Annotated in this window: 13 protein-coding genes; 7 read left to right on the forward strand and 6 right to left on the reverse strand. The window is 64.5% G+C overall.

All coding sequences use genetic code 11. The annotated features are described in order from the left end of the window. Window positions 1-70 precede the first annotated feature (70 nt). From EJ079_RS06395 to EJ079_RS06405, 3 genes are all read left to right on the forward strand, one after another. Window positions 71-2,443 (forward strand): aldehyde dehydrogenase family protein, encoded by a 2,373-nt coding sequence (locus EJ079_RS06395; protein WP_127808420.1) that lies wholly within the window; start codon window positions 71-73, stop codon window positions 2,441-2,443. 183 nt (window positions 2,444-2,626) lie between these two features. After that, entirely contained in the window at window positions 2,627-3,358 is a 732-nt protein-coding gene (locus EJ079_RS06400; RefSeq protein ID WP_127808421.1) for an SDR family oxidoreductase, read from the forward strand. A 218-nt stretch (window positions 3,359-3,576) separates the two neighbouring features. Then, complete coding sequence (locus tag EJ079_RS06405) at window positions 3,577-4,422, forward strand: fumarylacetoacetate hydrolase family protein (RefSeq protein WP_127328023.1); 846 nt, start codon at window positions 3,577-3,579, stop codon at window positions 4,420-4,422. Window positions 4,423-4,690: 268 nt separating this feature from the next. On the opposite strand, the gene EJ079_RS06420 is transcribed toward EJ079_RS06405, so the two are convergent. From EJ079_RS06420 to EJ079_RS06445, 6 genes are all read right to left on the reverse strand, one after another. Continuing rightward, window positions 4,691-5,689 carry an ABC transporter ATP-binding protein gene (locus EJ079_RS06420; protein WP_127808422.1) on the reverse strand — a complete coding sequence of 333 codons (999 nt, stop codon included), beginning with the start codon at window positions 5,687-5,689 and terminating at the stop codon, window positions 4,691-4,693. 15 nt (window positions 5,690-5,704) lie between these two features. After that, complete coding sequence (locus tag EJ079_RS06425; RefSeq protein WP_127808423.1) at window positions 5,705-6,766, reverse strand: Gfo/Idh/MocA family oxidoreductase; 1,062 nt, start codon at window positions 6,764-6,766, stop codon at window positions 5,705-5,707. After that, window positions 6,763-7,602, reverse strand: coding sequence for a carbohydrate ABC transporter permease (locus tag EJ079_RS06430; RefSeq protein ID WP_127380895.1), 840 nt, complete (start codon window positions 7,600-7,602; stop codon window positions 6,763-6,765). Before EJ079_RS06430 ends, EJ079_RS06425 begins: the two co-directional genes overlap by 4 nt. An 11-nt stretch (window positions 7,603-7,613) precedes the next feature. Next, a complete protein-coding gene (locus EJ079_RS06435; RefSeq protein ID WP_127397587.1) occupies window positions 7,614-8,543 on the reverse strand; it encodes a sugar ABC transporter permease in 930 nt (309 codons plus the stop codon). 246 nt (window positions 8,544-8,789) lie between these two features. Continuing rightward, a complete protein-coding gene (locus EJ079_RS06440) occupies window positions 8,790-10,049 on the reverse strand; it encodes an ABC transporter substrate-binding protein (RefSeq protein WP_127321312.1) in 1,260 nt (419 codons plus the stop codon). A gap of 117 nt (window positions 10,050-10,166) precedes the next feature. Beyond that, complete coding sequence (locus EJ079_RS06445) at window positions 10,167-11,117, reverse strand: N-acetylmuramic acid 6-phosphate etherase (protein ID WP_127397589.1); 951 nt, start codon at window positions 11,115-11,117, stop codon at window positions 10,167-10,169. Between the two features lie 198 nt (window positions 11,118-11,315). Between EJ079_RS06445 and EJ079_RS06450 the strand changes: the two genes are divergently transcribed. Genes EJ079_RS06450 through nagA form a run of 4 tightly spaced genes read left to right on the forward strand, consistent with a single transcriptional unit; the run spans window position 11,316 to window position 15,203 of the window. Then, complete coding sequence (locus EJ079_RS06450) at window positions 11,316-12,197, forward strand: N-acetylglucosamine kinase (RefSeq protein WP_127808424.1); 882 nt, start codon at window positions 11,316-11,318, stop codon at window positions 12,195-12,197. Beyond that, on the forward strand, window positions 12,194-12,976 hold the full coding sequence (locus tag EJ079_RS06455) for a GntR family transcriptional regulator (protein WP_027040192.1): 783 nt from the start codon (window positions 12,194-12,196) through the stop codon (window positions 12,974-12,976). Before EJ079_RS06450 ends, EJ079_RS06455 begins: the two co-directional genes overlap by 4 nt. Window positions 12,977-12,993: 17 nt before the next feature. Further along, window positions 12,994-14,028: an SIS domain-containing protein gene (locus tag EJ079_RS06460; protein WP_164873926.1), complete on the forward strand. Its 1,035-nt coding sequence runs from the start codon at window positions 12,994-12,996 to the stop codon at window positions 14,026-14,028. Beyond that, complete coding sequence (gene nagA / locus EJ079_RS06465; protein WP_127808425.1) at window positions 14,025-15,203, forward strand: N-acetylglucosamine-6-phosphate deacetylase; 1,179 nt, start codon at window positions 14,025-14,027, stop codon at window positions 15,201-15,203. Before EJ079_RS06460 ends, nagA begins: the two co-directional genes overlap by 4 nt. The last annotated feature ends 32 nt before the right edge of the window (window positions 15,204-15,235 follow it).

Consider the following 15,235-nt stretch of genomic DNA (forward strand, 5'->3'; position numbering starts at 1 on the left):
GATTTACCCCCACCCCGATCGGCAAGCCGATCGACCCTCCCACAAGTGGGAGGGGTGAAGGAGGCGCCCAATGAACATTCTCGACCGCTACCACGCCATGGAATACGGCCCGGCGCCGGAAGCCCGCAACGAGGCCGACGCCTGGCTTGCCGCGCGCGATTTCGGCAAGGCGCTGTTCATCGGCGGCGACTGGAAAGCCGCGTCCGGCGGCAAGACCTTCAAGACCAGCGAGCCGTCTTCCGGCAAGCTGCTGGCCAACGTCTCGGACGCCAATGCCGCCGATATCGACGCGGCGGTTGCGGCCGCCGCCAAGGCGCTGCCGAAGTGGTCGGCAGCCTCAGGCTATGTCAGGGCCAAGGTGCTCTATGCCATCGGCCGCGCCATGCAGCGCCACCAGCGCCTGTTCGCGGTGCTTGAGACAATCGACAATGGCAAGCCGATCCGTGAAAGCCGCGACATCGACGTGCCGCTGGCGATCCGCCATTTCATCCACCATGCCGGTTGGGCGCAGGCGCTGGACAAGGATTTCCCCGGCCACAGGGGTGTCGGCGTGGTCGGCCAGATCATCCCGTGGAACTTTCCGCTGCTGATGCTGGCCTGGAAGATCGCGCCGGCGCTCGCCGCCGGCTGCACCGTGGTGCTGAAGCCGGCCGAGTTCACGCCGCTGACCGCTATCCTGTTTGCCGAGATTTGCGAACGCGCCGGCGTGCCGAAAGGCGTCGTCAACATCGTCCAGGGTGGGCCGGAAGCGGGCGCGGCAATCGTCAACCATCCCGGCATCCAGAAGATCGCCTTCACCGGCTCTTCCGAGGTCGGCAAGATCATCCGCAAGGCTACCGCCGGGTCAGGGAAAAAACTGTCGCTGGAGCTCGGCGGCAAATCGGCCTTCATCGTCTTCGAAGACGCCGATCTCGACAGCGCCGTCGAAGGCCTGGTCGATGGTATCTGGTTCAACCAGGGCCAGGTCTGCTGCGCCGGCTCGCGGCTGCTGGTGCAGGAAGGCATCGCCGACGCCCTGATCGCCAAGGTCAAGACGCGGATGAGCCGGCTGCGCGTCGGCAGCCCGCTCGACAAGAACACCGATATCGGCCCGCTGGTCGACTTGACCCAGCTTGACCGCGTCAAGGGCCTGGTTGCCGAAGGTGCCAGGCAGGGCGCCGTCTGCTGGCAGCCGGATGCGGCGCTGCCGTCTTCCGGCTACTACCATCTGCCGACGCTCGCCACAGGTGTTTCGCCGGCTAACATATTGGCACAAGAAGAGGTGTTCGGCCCTGTTCTGGCGACCATGACCTTCCGCAACACCGAGGAAGCGATCGAGCTAGCCAACAACACGCGCTACGGGCTCGCCGCCTCGGTGTGGAGCGAGAACGTCAACCTTGCTTTGCACGTCGCGCCGCAATTGAAGGCCGGCGTGGTCTGGGTCAACGGCACCAACATGTTCGACGCCGCCTGCGGCTTCGGCGGCTACCGCGAGAGCGGTTTCGGCCGCGAGGGCGGGCGCGAGGGCATGTTCGAATATCTCACGGCAAAGCTGCCGCTCGGCCCGGTCATCAAGCCGGCGACGACCTCCGCACAGCCAGTCGAGCAGCCGGACGGCGACACGATCGACCGCACCGCAAAGCTGTTCATCGGCGGCAAGCAGGTACGGCCGGACGGCAATTATTCGCTCGCCATCGCCACCGCCAAGGGCAAGCTTGCCGGCGAGGTTGGGCTCGGCAGCCGCAAGGATATCCGCGATGCCGTCTCTGCCGCCCGCGGTGCCAAGGCCTGGCCGGAGGCGACCGCCTATAACAGGTCCCAGGTGCTCTATTATCTGGGCGAGAATCTTTCCGGCCGTGCCGGCGAGTTCGCCGCCCGTCTCACCGAATTGACCGGCGCTACGCCCAAGGCCGCGCGGGAAGAGGTGGAACAATCCATCGAACGGCTGTTCCTCTATGCCGGTCTGGCCGACAAGTTCGAGGGCCGCGTGCACCAGCCGCCGGCGCGTGCCGTGACGCTGGCGCTTCATGAACCGGTCGGCGTCGTCGGCATCGTCGCCCCCGATAGCTCGCCGCTGCTCGGCCTGATATCGCTGGTCGCACCGGCTCTGGCCATGGGCAACACCGTGGTCGCGGTGCCGTCGGAGCGCTACCCGCTGCTGGCGACCGATCTCTACCAGGTCATCGAATATTCCGACATTCCCTCAGGCGCCATCAACATCGTCACCGGTCGCAGCGCCGAACTCGCCGGCGTGCTGGCCAAGCATGACGATGTCGACGGGCTCTGGGTGTTCGCCGACGCAGAGACCTGCGCCAAGGCGGAGGCAGAGTCCATCGGCAACCTCAAGCGCGTCTGGAGCGGCAATGGCCGCAGCCTCGACTGGGCATCCGACGAAGCCGCCGGCGACGCCTTCCTGCGCCGCGCCGTCGAGGTCAAGAATGTCTGGGTGCCTTACGGCGATTGATGTCCCGCCGCGCCGTTGAGACGGTTCGGGGTTGACGCACGGACAGATGTTCTTTAACGAGAAAAAACATCTTTATCAGTGAACGGTCAGCGGCGCAGGCTGCACGATCACGCGTGACTGGCACATGACGCCTTGGCCAGCCGCAGGTAGACCCGGACTATCCCAGCGGACGAGGAGAACAGCATGGCGGATCTGGCAGGCAAGGTCGTTGTCGTCACGGCAGCGGCGCAAGGCATCGGCAAGGCCAGCGCACTGGCGTTCGCAAAAGCTGGCGCCATCGTCCACGCCACCGACATCAACGAGGCACTGCTGGCGGAACTCGCCAGGACGCCGGGGATCAAGACCCGCAAGCTGGACGTACTCAACGACGAAGCCGTCAACGCCGCCTTTGCCGAGATCGATGTCGTCGACGTGCTGTTCAATTGCGCCGGTTTCGTCCATGCGGGCTCGATCCTGGAGATGAAGGACGGCGACCTCGATTTCGCGCTGAACCTCAATGTGCGCGCCATGATCCGCACCAGCCGGGCCGTGCTGCCCGGCATGCTGGAACGCGGCGACGGATCGATCATCAACATGGCCTCGCTGGCCAGTTCGACCAAGGGCGTGCCCAACCGCTTCGTCTATGGCCTGACCAAGGCCGCCGTCATCGGCCTGACCAAGGCGATCGCCGCCGACTATGTCGGCAAGGGTATACGCTGCAACGCCATCTGCCCCGGCACGGTCGAGAGCCCGTCGCTGCAGGACCGCATGCACGCGCAAGGCGACTACGATGCCGCCCGCGCAGCCTTCATCGCCCGCCAGCCGATGGGCCGGCTCGGCACGCCGGAGGAGATCGCGGATCTCGCCGTCTATCTGGCCGGCGCCACCTATACGTCAGGGCAGGCCTACAATATCGATGGCGGCTGGTCGATCTGACTGCGGAAATCTTGCCGAGCCGGACGATCCGGCCCTTTCCCGGCGTTTGACAGGGGATCGAAGAGTCTGAAAATCCCGCGCGCCGGCTATCTTGTATGGCGATCGCGCTTGTCCGTAGTCAGGTCGATGGGTACGGTCCGCCCGTTCCTTGAAGGCGCAATCGCCTTGGCGGAAAGTTTGCAAAAGGCCACGAGGCCGCAATCAGGAGAAGGATTTAGATGAAACTGCTGCGCTATGGCGAGGTGGGAAGCGAACGTCCCGGCCTGCTCGATGCGGATGGAACGATCCGTGATCTCTCCGCTCACGTCACCGATATCGGCGGCAAGACGCTCGACCCGGCATCGCTGGCGGCACTGGCCAAGCTCGATCCGAAGTCGCTGCCGGCGGTTTCCGGCAGCCCGCGCCTCGGCGCCTGCGTTGCCGGCACCGGCAAGTTCATCTGCATCGGCCTCAACTATTCCGACCATGCCGCCGAAACCGGCGCCACCGTGCCGCCGGAGCCGATCATTTTCATGAAGGCAAGCTCGGCCATTGTCGGGCCGGATGACGACGTGCTGATCCCCCGCGGCTCGGAGAAGACCGACTGGGAAGTCGAACTGGCCGTAATCATCGGCAAAACCGCCAAATATGTCAGCGAGGCCGATGCGCTCGACTATGTCGCCGGCTACAGCGTTGCCCACGACGTCTCCGAGCGCGCCTTCCAGGCCGAGCGGCAGGGCCAGTGGACCAAGGGCAAGAGCTGCGACACGTTCGGCCCGACCGGCCCATGGCTGGTAACCAAGGACGAAGTGGCCGATCCGCAGAACCTCAAAATGTGGCTGACCGTCAACGGCAAGACGATGCAGAACGGCTCGACCAAGACCATGGTCTATGGCGTCAAGTATCTGGTTTCCTATCTCAGCCAGTTCATGTCGCTGCACCCCGGCGACATCATCTCCACCGGCACGCCGCCCGGCGTCGGGCTGGGCATGAAGCCGCCGGTGTTTTTGAAGGCCGGCGATGTGGTGGAACTGGGCATCGAGGGCCTGGGCCAGCAGAAGCAGACGTTCAAGGCGGACGTTTAGGCAGGAGCTCTTACCTTCTGCTCTTGTGGGCTCCTGAAGGAGCGAAGACGGCTTGGCGCCCTTCCTCTACCCCGTCGATCGGGGGAGAGGTGTCGAGCGAAGCTCGACGGAGTGGGGGTCGACTGCTCGGCGAGAGACTAGGCGCTCACTGGGTCGTGCCTAATTTTCGGCGACTGTGCTCGGGGGAAGCGGCTTCCCCCACTCCGTCGCCGCTTCGCGGCGCCACCTCTCCCCCCTCCGGAGGGAGAGGAAAGGAGCGCCGGTGTGTCTACTTCAGCACCTTGCCATCCGCCCCAAACCTGTACGTCTTCGCCGGATCCGGCGTCGCATAGAGCGTGGCTCCCGGTTCTGCATCGTACACCCCAAAAATCCTGACCGTAATCAGCCCGGCCTTCTCGCAATCGAGATACAGATTAGTGTCGGCGCCGAGGTGCTCGGCATGCACCACCGTTCCCTTCCAGGCGCCGGATTTCGGATCGACGGTCAAATGTTCCGGCCGCACGCCGATGGTCTTGGCGGTTTCGCCGAGCCTGGCGCCGTCGACGAAATTCATCTTTGGTGAGCCGATGAAGCCGGCGACGAACTCATTTGCCGGCGAATTGTAGAGCTCCATCGGGCCACCGATCTGCTCGATTTTCCCTGCGTTGAGCACCACGATCTTGTCGGCCAGCGTCATCGCCTCGACCTGGTCGTGGGTGACGTAGATCATCGTCGCCTTCAGCCGGCGATGCAGCTGCGCGATCTCCAGCCGCGTGTTGACGCGCAGTGCTGCATCGAGGTTCGAAAGCGGCTCGTCGAAGAGAAAGAGCTTGGGTTCGCGCACCACGGCGCGGCCGATGGCGACACGCTGGCGCTGGCCGCCGGAGAGTTCGGCCGGCCGCCTTTCGAGATAGGGCTCCAGCGACAGCATCGACGAGGCGATGCCGATGCGGCGGTCGATCTCCGGGGCGGGCGTGCCGGCCTGCTTGAGGCCGAGGCCCATATTGTTCTTCACCGTCAGATGCGGATAGAGCGCATAGGTCTGGAACACCATGGCGATGCCGCGCTTGGCCGGCGGCGTGGCCGAGACGTCCGCGCCATCGATGACGACGCGGCCCGAGGTCGAGTCCTCCAGCCCGGCAATGACCCTGAGCAAGGTCGACTTGCCGCAGCCGGACGGCCCGACGAAGACAACGAACTCGCCGTCGTTCACTTCGAGGTTGATGCCCTTCAGCACCTCGACCGGCCCAAAGGCCTTCTTCACGTTCTCGATGTTCAGCGAGCCCACGGCTTCGTCCCTGTTCTAGAGTTTGACGGCGGTGCCACTGCGCACGCTCTCGTCGGCTGCAAGGCAGACGGCGAGCGATTTGACCGCGTCGTCCATATGTTTGGTGAGATCGAGATCCTCGCGGATCGCCTTCAGCACGAAGGCCTGTTCGAGGTCGCAGAGATCCTGATGGCCGGGTTCGCCCTCCATCGACAGCATCTCGTCGGCGTTGAGAAACTTGCCGTCCGCGCCGGTCGCCGCACTGTGCAGGCGGATGGTCGAGGTCTTGGTGTGGGTGTCGATGTCATCGGACTTCACACCTTCCTTCATGACGATCGACACGCAGCCATTGGGCGAGATGACGTCCTTCACGAAGAACGCCGTTTCCGAAATCATCGGACCCCAGCCGGCTTCGTACCAGCCGACCGAGCCGTCGTCGAACAGCACCTGCAAATGGCCGTAATTGTACATCGACTGCGCCACCTCGTCGGACAGCCGCACGCCCATGCCACGCACCTCGATCGGCTTCGCATCGGTGATCTGCAGCATGACGTCGAGATAGTGCACGCCGCAGTCGACGATCGGCGACGTCGTCTGCATCAACTGCTTGTGCGTCTCCCAGGTGTGGCCCGAGGATTGCTGGTTGAGGTTCATGCGGAACACGTAGGGCCCGCCGAGCTTGCGGGCTTCGGCGATCAGCCTGATCCAGGACGGGTGATGGCGCAGGATGTAGCCGATCACCAGTTTCCTGCCGTTAGCCTTCGCCGCCGCGACGACGCGCCTGGCGTCGGCCACCGTCGTTGCCAAAGGCTTCTCGACGAAGACGTGGCAGCCGGCCTCGAACGCCCTCACCGCATAGTCGGCATGGCTGTCGGAATAGGTGGCGATGCAGGCGACATCGGGCTTTTCCTCGCGCAATGCCTCATCGAAGGAGCGCCTGATGCCGTAACCCGACAGCCCGTCCGGCAGCGGCACGTCGGAGCGATTGATCAGCGCCCCGATCTGGAAACCTGGATTGGTATGATAAGCCAGCGCATGGCTGCGACCCATATTGCCGAGCCCGGCGACGACGACGCGAAGAGGTGTTTCAGAACTCACTTGACGGCTCCGGACGTGATGCCGCGGATCAGCTGCCGCGAGAAGATGACGTAGAGGATCAGCACCGGCATGATCGCCAGCGACAGGGCTGCCAGGATGGCGTTCCAGTTGGTGACGAATTGGCCGAGGAACAGCTGCGCGCCGAGCGTCACGGTCTTGGTTTCCTCCGACGGCGCCAGGATCAGCGGGAACCACAGGTCGTTCCAGATCGGGATCATGGTGAAGACGGCGACGGTCGCCATCGAGGGCCTGACCAGCGGCAGCACCAGGCGGAAGAAGATGGTGTATTCGGACAGGCCGTCGATGCGGCCGGCATTCTTCAGATCGTCGGACACCTGCTTCATGAATTCCGACAGGATGAACACGGCAAGCGGCAGGCCCTGCGCGGTGTAGACCAGGATCAGCGCCGTCAGCGTGTTGACCAGCCCGCTCGCCACCATCAATTGCAGGATGGCGACGGTGCCCAGCCGGATCGGGATCATGATGCCGAGCGCCAGATAGAGCCCCATCAGCGAGTTGCCGCGGAAGCGGTATTCCGACAGGGCGAACGCCGCCATGGCGCCGAACAGGAGCACGAAGAACAGCGAGGCGACGGTGACGACGAGGCTGTTCTGGAAATAGTGGATGAAGTCGCCCTGGCCGATGACGGTCGTGTAGCCGATCAAGTCGAAGGTCTTTGGCGTCGGCGGCGTCAGCGGCGCGCCGAAGATGCCGGCGCGGGACTTGAACGAATTCATGATGACGAGGATCACCGGAAACAGCGCGATTGCCGTGTAGGTCAAAAGGATCGCGTGGGCGCCGATGGTGCGGGGCACGGAACGGGTGGCGGTGCTCATCTCTCGGCCCCTCAGAACTGATAGCGACGCAGGCGCGTCTGGACGAGGAAGAGGTAGACGCAGACGCCGCCGAGGATGATCAGGAACATCATCGTGGCAATCGCCGCACCCATATTGGGGTCGCCGGTCTGCAGCTGGAAGCCGAAGAAGGCGCGGTAGAGGAAGGTGCCGAGAATGTCGGTCGAATAGTTTGGCCCGGCGAGCGCGCCTTGCGCGGTGTAGATCAGGTCGAAAGCGTTGAAATTGCCAACGAAGGTGAGGATCGAGATGATGCCGATCGACGGCAGGATCAGCGGCAGCTTGATCTTCCAGAACTGTGAAAGGCCGGTAATCCCGTCGCATTCGGCGGCCTCGATCACCTCTTCGGGGATCGACAGCAGGGCGGCATAGATCAGCATCATCGGGATGCCGACGAACTGCCACACCGAGATCAGGCTGAGTGCGGTCAGTGCATATTGCTCCTTGCCGAGCCACGGCGTGAACAGGCTTTTCAGGCCGACGATATCCATCAGATGCGGCGCCACGCCCCACAGCGGCGACAGGATCAGCTTCCAGGCGAAGCCGACGATAACGAAGGACAGGATGGTCGGAACGAAGATCGCCGTGCGGTAGAAGGCCGCGAATCTCAGTTTCGGGCTGGACAGCAGCGCCGCCAGCATGACGCCGATCGGGTTCTGCACGATCATGTGGATGATGAAGAACCAGACATTGTTTCTCAGCGCGTTCCAGAAACCCACCGACCAGTTGGGATCGCCGAACAGGGTGCGGAAGTTTTGCAGCCCGACGAAGACCTGGTGCTGCTCGATGTTGCGGAACAGCGACAGCTGCAGCGTGCCGGCGAGCGGCAGGATCATAATCGCCGTGTAGACAAGCACGGCCGGCGCCAGGAAGATGCCGATGTGCCAGCGGAACGATCTTTTCGGTCTGATATCTGCGGCCATGAGTTCGGTCCCCGCCGTCTCTCGGTTCCAAAGGGTATCGATCTAGATGATGCCTCGATGCACGGCCCGAACATTCCTGCCCGATGCGGCAAGAACAAAGGCCTGCGACTGATCAGCTAGCCTTCCCCGATGAGAGGGTAAGGCCGGGAGGCGGTGCCGACAATCGCTATCTGAATAAGCGCACTCTGAACGAGGTAGTCCGGAACCGGCCAGGCCTGCGCCCGGCCGGTTCCGTTGCCTGAGCTCTTACTTCGCCGGCTTGTACCAGCTGTCGAGACCGGTCTGCAGCTTCTTGGCCGCGGCTTCCGGCGTATCGGTGCCGTTGATGACGTTGGCCGATTCAACCCAGGTCTCGTTCTCGAGGTTCGGCGTGCCGCGCGACAGGATCTGGTAGGTCGAGCGGATCGTCGACTTGCACTTGCCGCGCCAGGAGACGAATTCCTGCGCCAGCGGGTCTTCCATCTTCACCGGCGCGGAGTTCAGGCTGAAGAAGCCCGGCAGCGCGTTGGCGTAGATGGTGGCGAAATCCGGCGAGGCGACCCAGGACAGGAAGGTCTTGGCCGCATCGGCGTTCTTCGAAGCCGCATTCAGGCCCATGCCGATATCGGTATGGTCCGATATGTAGCAGGTGTCGCCGGCCTTCTCGACCGGCGGCGGGAAGGCGCCCATCTTGAACTGCGCCTGGGTGTTGAACAGGCCGATTTCCCACGAGCCGGCCGGATAGATGGCGGCGCGGCCGAGCGTGAACAGGTTCTGGCTGTCCGGATAGGTCTGCGCCTCGAAGCCGTCGCCGAGATAAGGCTTCCACTTGGCCAGTTCCTCATACGGCGCGACCCAGTCCTTGTCGGTTAGCTTCTGCTCGCCCTTGATCAGTGCTGCGCGGCCGTCCTCGCCCTTCCAGTAGTTCGGGCCGATGTTCTGGTAGCCCATGGTCGCGGCTTCCCAGAGATCCTTGGTGCCCATCGCCATCGGGATGTAGGTGCCGTCGGCCTTGATCTTGTCGAGCGCAGCGAAGAACTCGTCGCGGGTCTCCGGCACCTTGATGCCGAGCTTGTCGAAGGCATCCTTGTTGTAGATGAAGCCGTGGATGACCGATGCCATCGGCACGCAGAAGCTCGCCTTGCCGTCGTCGGTCTGCCAGGCGGACTTGGCCACCGGCGAGAAGTTCTCCATACCGGGCAGCGCCGAGAGATCAGCAAGGTTGCCCTTCTTGAACAGCTCGAGCGACTTGTCGAACGGGCGGCAGGTGATCAGGTCGCCCGCCGAGCCGGCGGCGAGCTTGGCGCCGAGCGCTGCGTCATATTCGGTCGGAGCCGATGGCGCGAACACCACCTTGATGCCTGGGTTCTTGGCTTCGAAAGCCGGGATCAGCTTGTCCTTCCAGATGGCAAGGTCGTCGCCGCGCCAGCTTTCGATGTTGAGCGTTACGTCTTCGGCATAGGCAACCCCGGCCGAGCCGAGAATGCTGGTGCCCAAAAGCAGTGCCGTCAGTAGTTTCGTTGTCATGCTCAGTCTCCCTGTTGACCTTTTTCAGGTTCGGTTTTGATGAGAACAGAGGCTTTTGAGCCCTTGCACCCCTCGCAAGCCTGTTTCACCCCGATGAAAATCGGGATGAACCAGGCTCTATTTCTCTGTTCGAGCATGATCTTTTCCGAAAAGCGGCTTCCACTTTTCGGGATCATGCCCCAGCGCGGAAAGGGCCGGCCGCAGCTTCTGGCCGGCCTCTTCCAGTATCTTCTGCGCCGCGTCAGTGCTGTCGGCGCCGGCGGCGAGCAGAATGGCGGTCTTGACCGCGCCGCCGCTCTTCTCGAGCAGGCGGGCCGCTTCGTCCGTGCCGCGCCCGCTGACGGCGGCGACGATGCGCGCCGCGCGGTCGCGCAGCTTGATGTTGTCGGCCATGAGATTGACCATGTAACCGTCATGCACATGGCCGAGATGGATGGCGGTCAGCGTCGACAGCATGTTGAGCGCGATCTTCTGGGCGGTGCCGGCGCCCATGCGCGTGGAGCCGGCGATCAGTTCCGGCGGCGTTTCGAGCAGGATGGCGGTTTGTGCCTGGCGCAGCAGCGCAGAGTCCCTGTTGTTGGCGATGCCGATGGTGGCAGCGCCGCGGCGGGCAGCCTCCTCGATGGCCCGCACGGCATAGGGCGTCGTGCCGCTGGCGGAAATGGCGATCAGGCAGTCGCCCTTGCCGAGGCCGGCCTCGGCGACCGCTGCCGCAGCCTCCTCGGTATCGTCCTCCGGCCCGCCGGCGAGTGTGCGGAAAGCGTCGTCGCCGCCGGCGATCAGGATAGCGATGCGGTCGCGGTGAATGCCGAAGGTGCCCGGCAGCTCCAGCGCATCGGCCAGCGCCATCAGGCCTGAGCTGCCGGCAGCGGCGTAGGCGAGCTTGCCGCCGCTGTTCAGCCTGCCGGCAATGATCTCGGCGGCCCTGGCGATGGATGGAATGGCGTGGCGCACGACCTTGGCGGCTTCGATCTGCGCATCGGCCAGATAGGAAAGGACGGTGTCCGGGGCCTGGATGTCCAGCCCCTCGGCATTTTTGTGAAGCGCTTCGGTGCGCGTTTCGGCCATCCCGGTTCCTCCAATACCATAACAATACCAAAAAAATACCACTTGTCCACACGCATTAACGAATTCGCTGGTAGGAAGGCGTCGAGTCGACGAAATATTCAGATTTTTCAATAAAATACGGCTTAATCTTTTTGAAACGGAAATTAACCCTTGGCTATTGGTATTTTATTGGTATTATCCGCCCGGAGGAGAAATCACGTGAATTTCGTGCTCGGAATCGATGGCGGCGGCACCAGCTGCAGGGCCGCCCTGGCAACGGCGGACGGCACGGTGATCGGCCGCGCCAAAAGCGGCGCCGCCAACATCCGCACCGACCTGACCGGCGCCCGCTCGAACATCGTCGAGGCCGCGCGGCAGGCGTTTCTCGCCGCCGGGCAGAATCCGGAACTGATCCCGCGGACGCCGGCCATTCTCGGGCTGGCCGGCGCCAATGTCGGCACCTACCGGCAGCAGCTCGAAGCGATCCTGCCGTTCAGCATCAGCCGCGTCGAGACCGACGCCGAGATCGCGCTGGAGGGCGCTGTCGGCTCGGGTGACGGCGCCATGGCGATCCTCGGCACCGGCACCGCCTATATGGCGCGCAGACAAGGCAAATCGCGGGCCATCGGCGGCTGGGGTTTCCAGGTCGGCGACCAGGGCAGCGGCGCCCGTATCGGCCGCGACCTGCTCGAACAGACACTGCTTGCCTATGACGGCGTTCGCGCCGGTTCGCCGCTGACGCACAGCATGCTGGCCGTCTTCCGCAACAACCCGGAAGACGTCGTCGAATTCACCACCAATGCCAAGCCGGGCGATTTCGGCGGCTTCGCACCCAAGGTGTTCGAGCATGCCGAGAAGGGCGACAGCGTCGCCAACTGGATCCTCGACAGGGTGGTCGCCGATGTCGAAGCCTCGCTCGGCGCGCTCGACCTTGCTGACGACGCGCCGCTGTGCCTGCTCGGCGGGCTGGCGCCGCTCTACGCGCCGCGCCTGTCTGCCCGCTACCAGGCACTGCTGAAGCCGCCGCTCGACGACGCGCTGGGCGGCGCGGTGCAGATGGCGGTCCGCCTTTTCGCCGGACACGCGGAGGCAACTCGATGAGCGAGGCCGCCGACCAGATCTTCGCCACGCTAAAACATCAGGCGCAAAGCGGCGCGCCGCTTTATCTGCAGCTTCGCAAGAGCATCGAGGACGCGGTCAATCGCGGCCTGATCGGGCCGGGCGACGCGCTGCCTTCCGAGCGCGACATCGCCACCAAGGCCGATATTTCGCGGGTCACCGTGCGCAAGGCGGTGCAGGATCTGGTCAAGGGCGGCATCCTGGTGCAGCGCCACGGCTCCGGCACTTTCGTGGCGCCGCGTATGGAGCGTGTCGAACAGTCGCTGTCGCGGCTGACCTCGTTCACCGAAGACATGGCGCGGCGCGGCATGGCTGTGCGTTCGGCATGGCTCGACCGCGGCCTTTACGCACCTTCGCCCGACGAGATGATGGTGCTCGGCCTGTCCTCGAGCGAACTGGTGGCGCGCGTGGCGCGCCTGCGCATCGCCAACGACACGCCGCTGGCGATCGAGCGCGCCTCGCTGTCGGCCAGCGTGTTGCCCGACCCGGCCGATATAGGCTCCTCGCTCTATGCGGCGCTGGAATTGACTGGCAACCGGCCGGTGCGCGCCGTGCAGCGCATTTCCGCCGCCAATCTCGGCGACAGCGACGCGCGCCTGCTCGAAGTGCCGCCAGGCATTGCAGGCCTGCACATCGAACGCATCTCCTATCTGGCGAGCGGCAAGGTGATCGAATTCACCCGCTCCATCTACCGGGGCGACGCCTATGATTTCGTCGCCGAACTGCGGCTGACCGGGCCGAGCGAAGAGGGCCGACCATGAGCACGACAGAGCCGACCATGTCGGCAGAAATGACCCATATGCGGCGCGAGATCGAGGAGGTCCCGCAAGCGGTCGCCCGCCTGCTCGACGGCTCCGGCGCGGTGCTGACCGAGGCCGGGCGCGGCATCAGGGAACGCGACCCGCAGTTCGTCGTCACCGTGGCGCGCGGCTCGTCCGACCATGCCGCCACCTTCATGAAATACGCCGTCGAGCTGACCGCGGGCCTGGCCGTGGCGTCTGTCGGACCGTCGATCGCCTCGATTTATGGCCGCAAGCTCAGGCTCGCCGGCTCGGCCTGCCTGGCGATCTCGCAGTCGGGCAAGAGCCCCGATATCGTCGCCATGGCCGAAACCGCGCGGGCGGGGGGCGCGCTGACCGTCGCCATCACCAACACCGCTGATTCGCCGCTGGCGCGTGCTTCGGACTATGCGATCGATATCCTGGCCGGCCCCGAGCGCAGCGTGGCGGCCACCAAGACCTTCATCAATTCGGCGGTCGCCGGCCTCGCTCTGATGGCGCACGCCACCGGCGACGATGCGCTGTTGGCCGCACTTGCCCGCCTGCCGGAACATTTCAGCAAGGCGATCGCCTGCGACTGGATGAGCGTGCTCTCTGAGACGATCGAGAAGCAGAAGTCGCTGTTCATCCTCGGCCGCGGACCGTCGGCAGCGATGGCCAATGAAGCGGCGCTGAAATTCAAGGAGACCTGCGGCATGCATGCGGAAGCCTATAGCGCGGCCGAAGTCATGCACGGCCCGCTGGCGCTGATCGGCCCCGATTTTCCGGTGCTGGCGCTGGCTGCGCGCGACGCCTCCGAACCGTCCATTGCCGAGGCCGCCGACAGCCTGGCGGCCAAGGGCGCGCCGGTGTTCGTCACCTCCGCGCTTGCCAAACGCGCCGTGCGCCTGCCGCATGTTGCCACCGGCCATCCGCTGACCGATCCGCTGACGCTGATCGTCTCCTTCTACATGTTCGTCGAGGCCTTTGCCCGCCATCGCGGTCTCGATCCGGACACGCCGCGCAATCTTCGCAAGGTGACGGAGACAGTATGAGCGATCGCTTTGCCCTGACTGGCGCCCGGATTTTCGACGGCGACGACTGGCATGAAGGCCACGCACTTGTCGTGCGCGACGGTCTCGTCGAGGCCATTCTGCCCACTGGTGCCATCCCCTCGGATATCCGCGTCGTCGACACCGGTGGCGGCCTTCTGGCGCCGGGGTTCGTCGACCTGCAGGTCAACGGCGGCGGCGGCGTCATGCTCAACGACCACCCCGATGTCGCTTCAATCGAGACCATCTGCCGCGCGCACGCGCCCTTCGGCACGACGGCGCTGCTGCCGACGCTGATCACCGACACGCCTGCAATCACGGCCGCCGCTGTCGCCGCCGGCGAGGCAGCGGCGCGCCAGAAGGTGCCTGGGTTTCTCGGACTGCATCTCGAAGGCCCGCATCTGTCGGTCGCCCGCAAGGGCGCGCATGATCCGGTGCTGATCCGGCCGATGACGGATGCCGATCAGGCGATGCTGATCGCCGCGCGGCAAAAACTACCGTTGCTGCTCACCACCATTGCCCCTGAATCCGTCGAGCCGGCGCGCGTCGCGGTGCTCGCCAAAGCGGGCATCATCGTCAGCCTTGGCCACTCCGATACCGGCTATGCCGCCGCCAGCGCCTTTGCCGCGGCCGGCGCCTCGATGATCACCCATCTGTTCAACGCGATGAGCCAGATCGGCAACCGAGAGCCTGGCCTGGCGGGCGCGGCCATCGACATCGGCACCTTGTCGGCCGGTCTCATCGCCGACGGCATCCATGTCGACCCGGCCACCATCAAGATCGCGCTGCGCGCCAAGCAGGGGCCGGCCAGGATCGTGCTGGTCACCGACGCCATGGCGACAATCGGCACCGAGATGACGTCGTTCACGCTCAACGGCCGCACCATCTATCGAAGGGACGGCAGCCTGAGGCTCGCCGACGGAACGCTGGCGGGCGCCGATCTCGACATGATCTCGGCCGTTCGTTTCATCCACCGGGTCGTCGGGGTCGAGCTTTCCGAAGCTTTGCGCATGGCCTCACTCTATCCGGCGCAAGCAATCGGTCAGTCGCACCGGCTTGGCCGATTCGCCAACGGCACGGCTGCGGATATTGTCGCGCTGTCGGACGATCTCGACACGAAGGGCGTCTGGATCGGCGGCGAAAAGGTTTTTGCGGCCGGCTCCGACACTGTGCGTTGATATCAGGTCAAGTCGGCTGACGTCATGAAACC

The sequence above is a fragment of the Mesorhizobium sp. M7A.F.Ce.TU.012.03.2.1 genome (assembly GCF_004006095.1).
Lineage (GTDB): Bacteria > Pseudomonadota > Alphaproteobacteria > Rhizobiales > Rhizobiaceae > Mesorhizobium.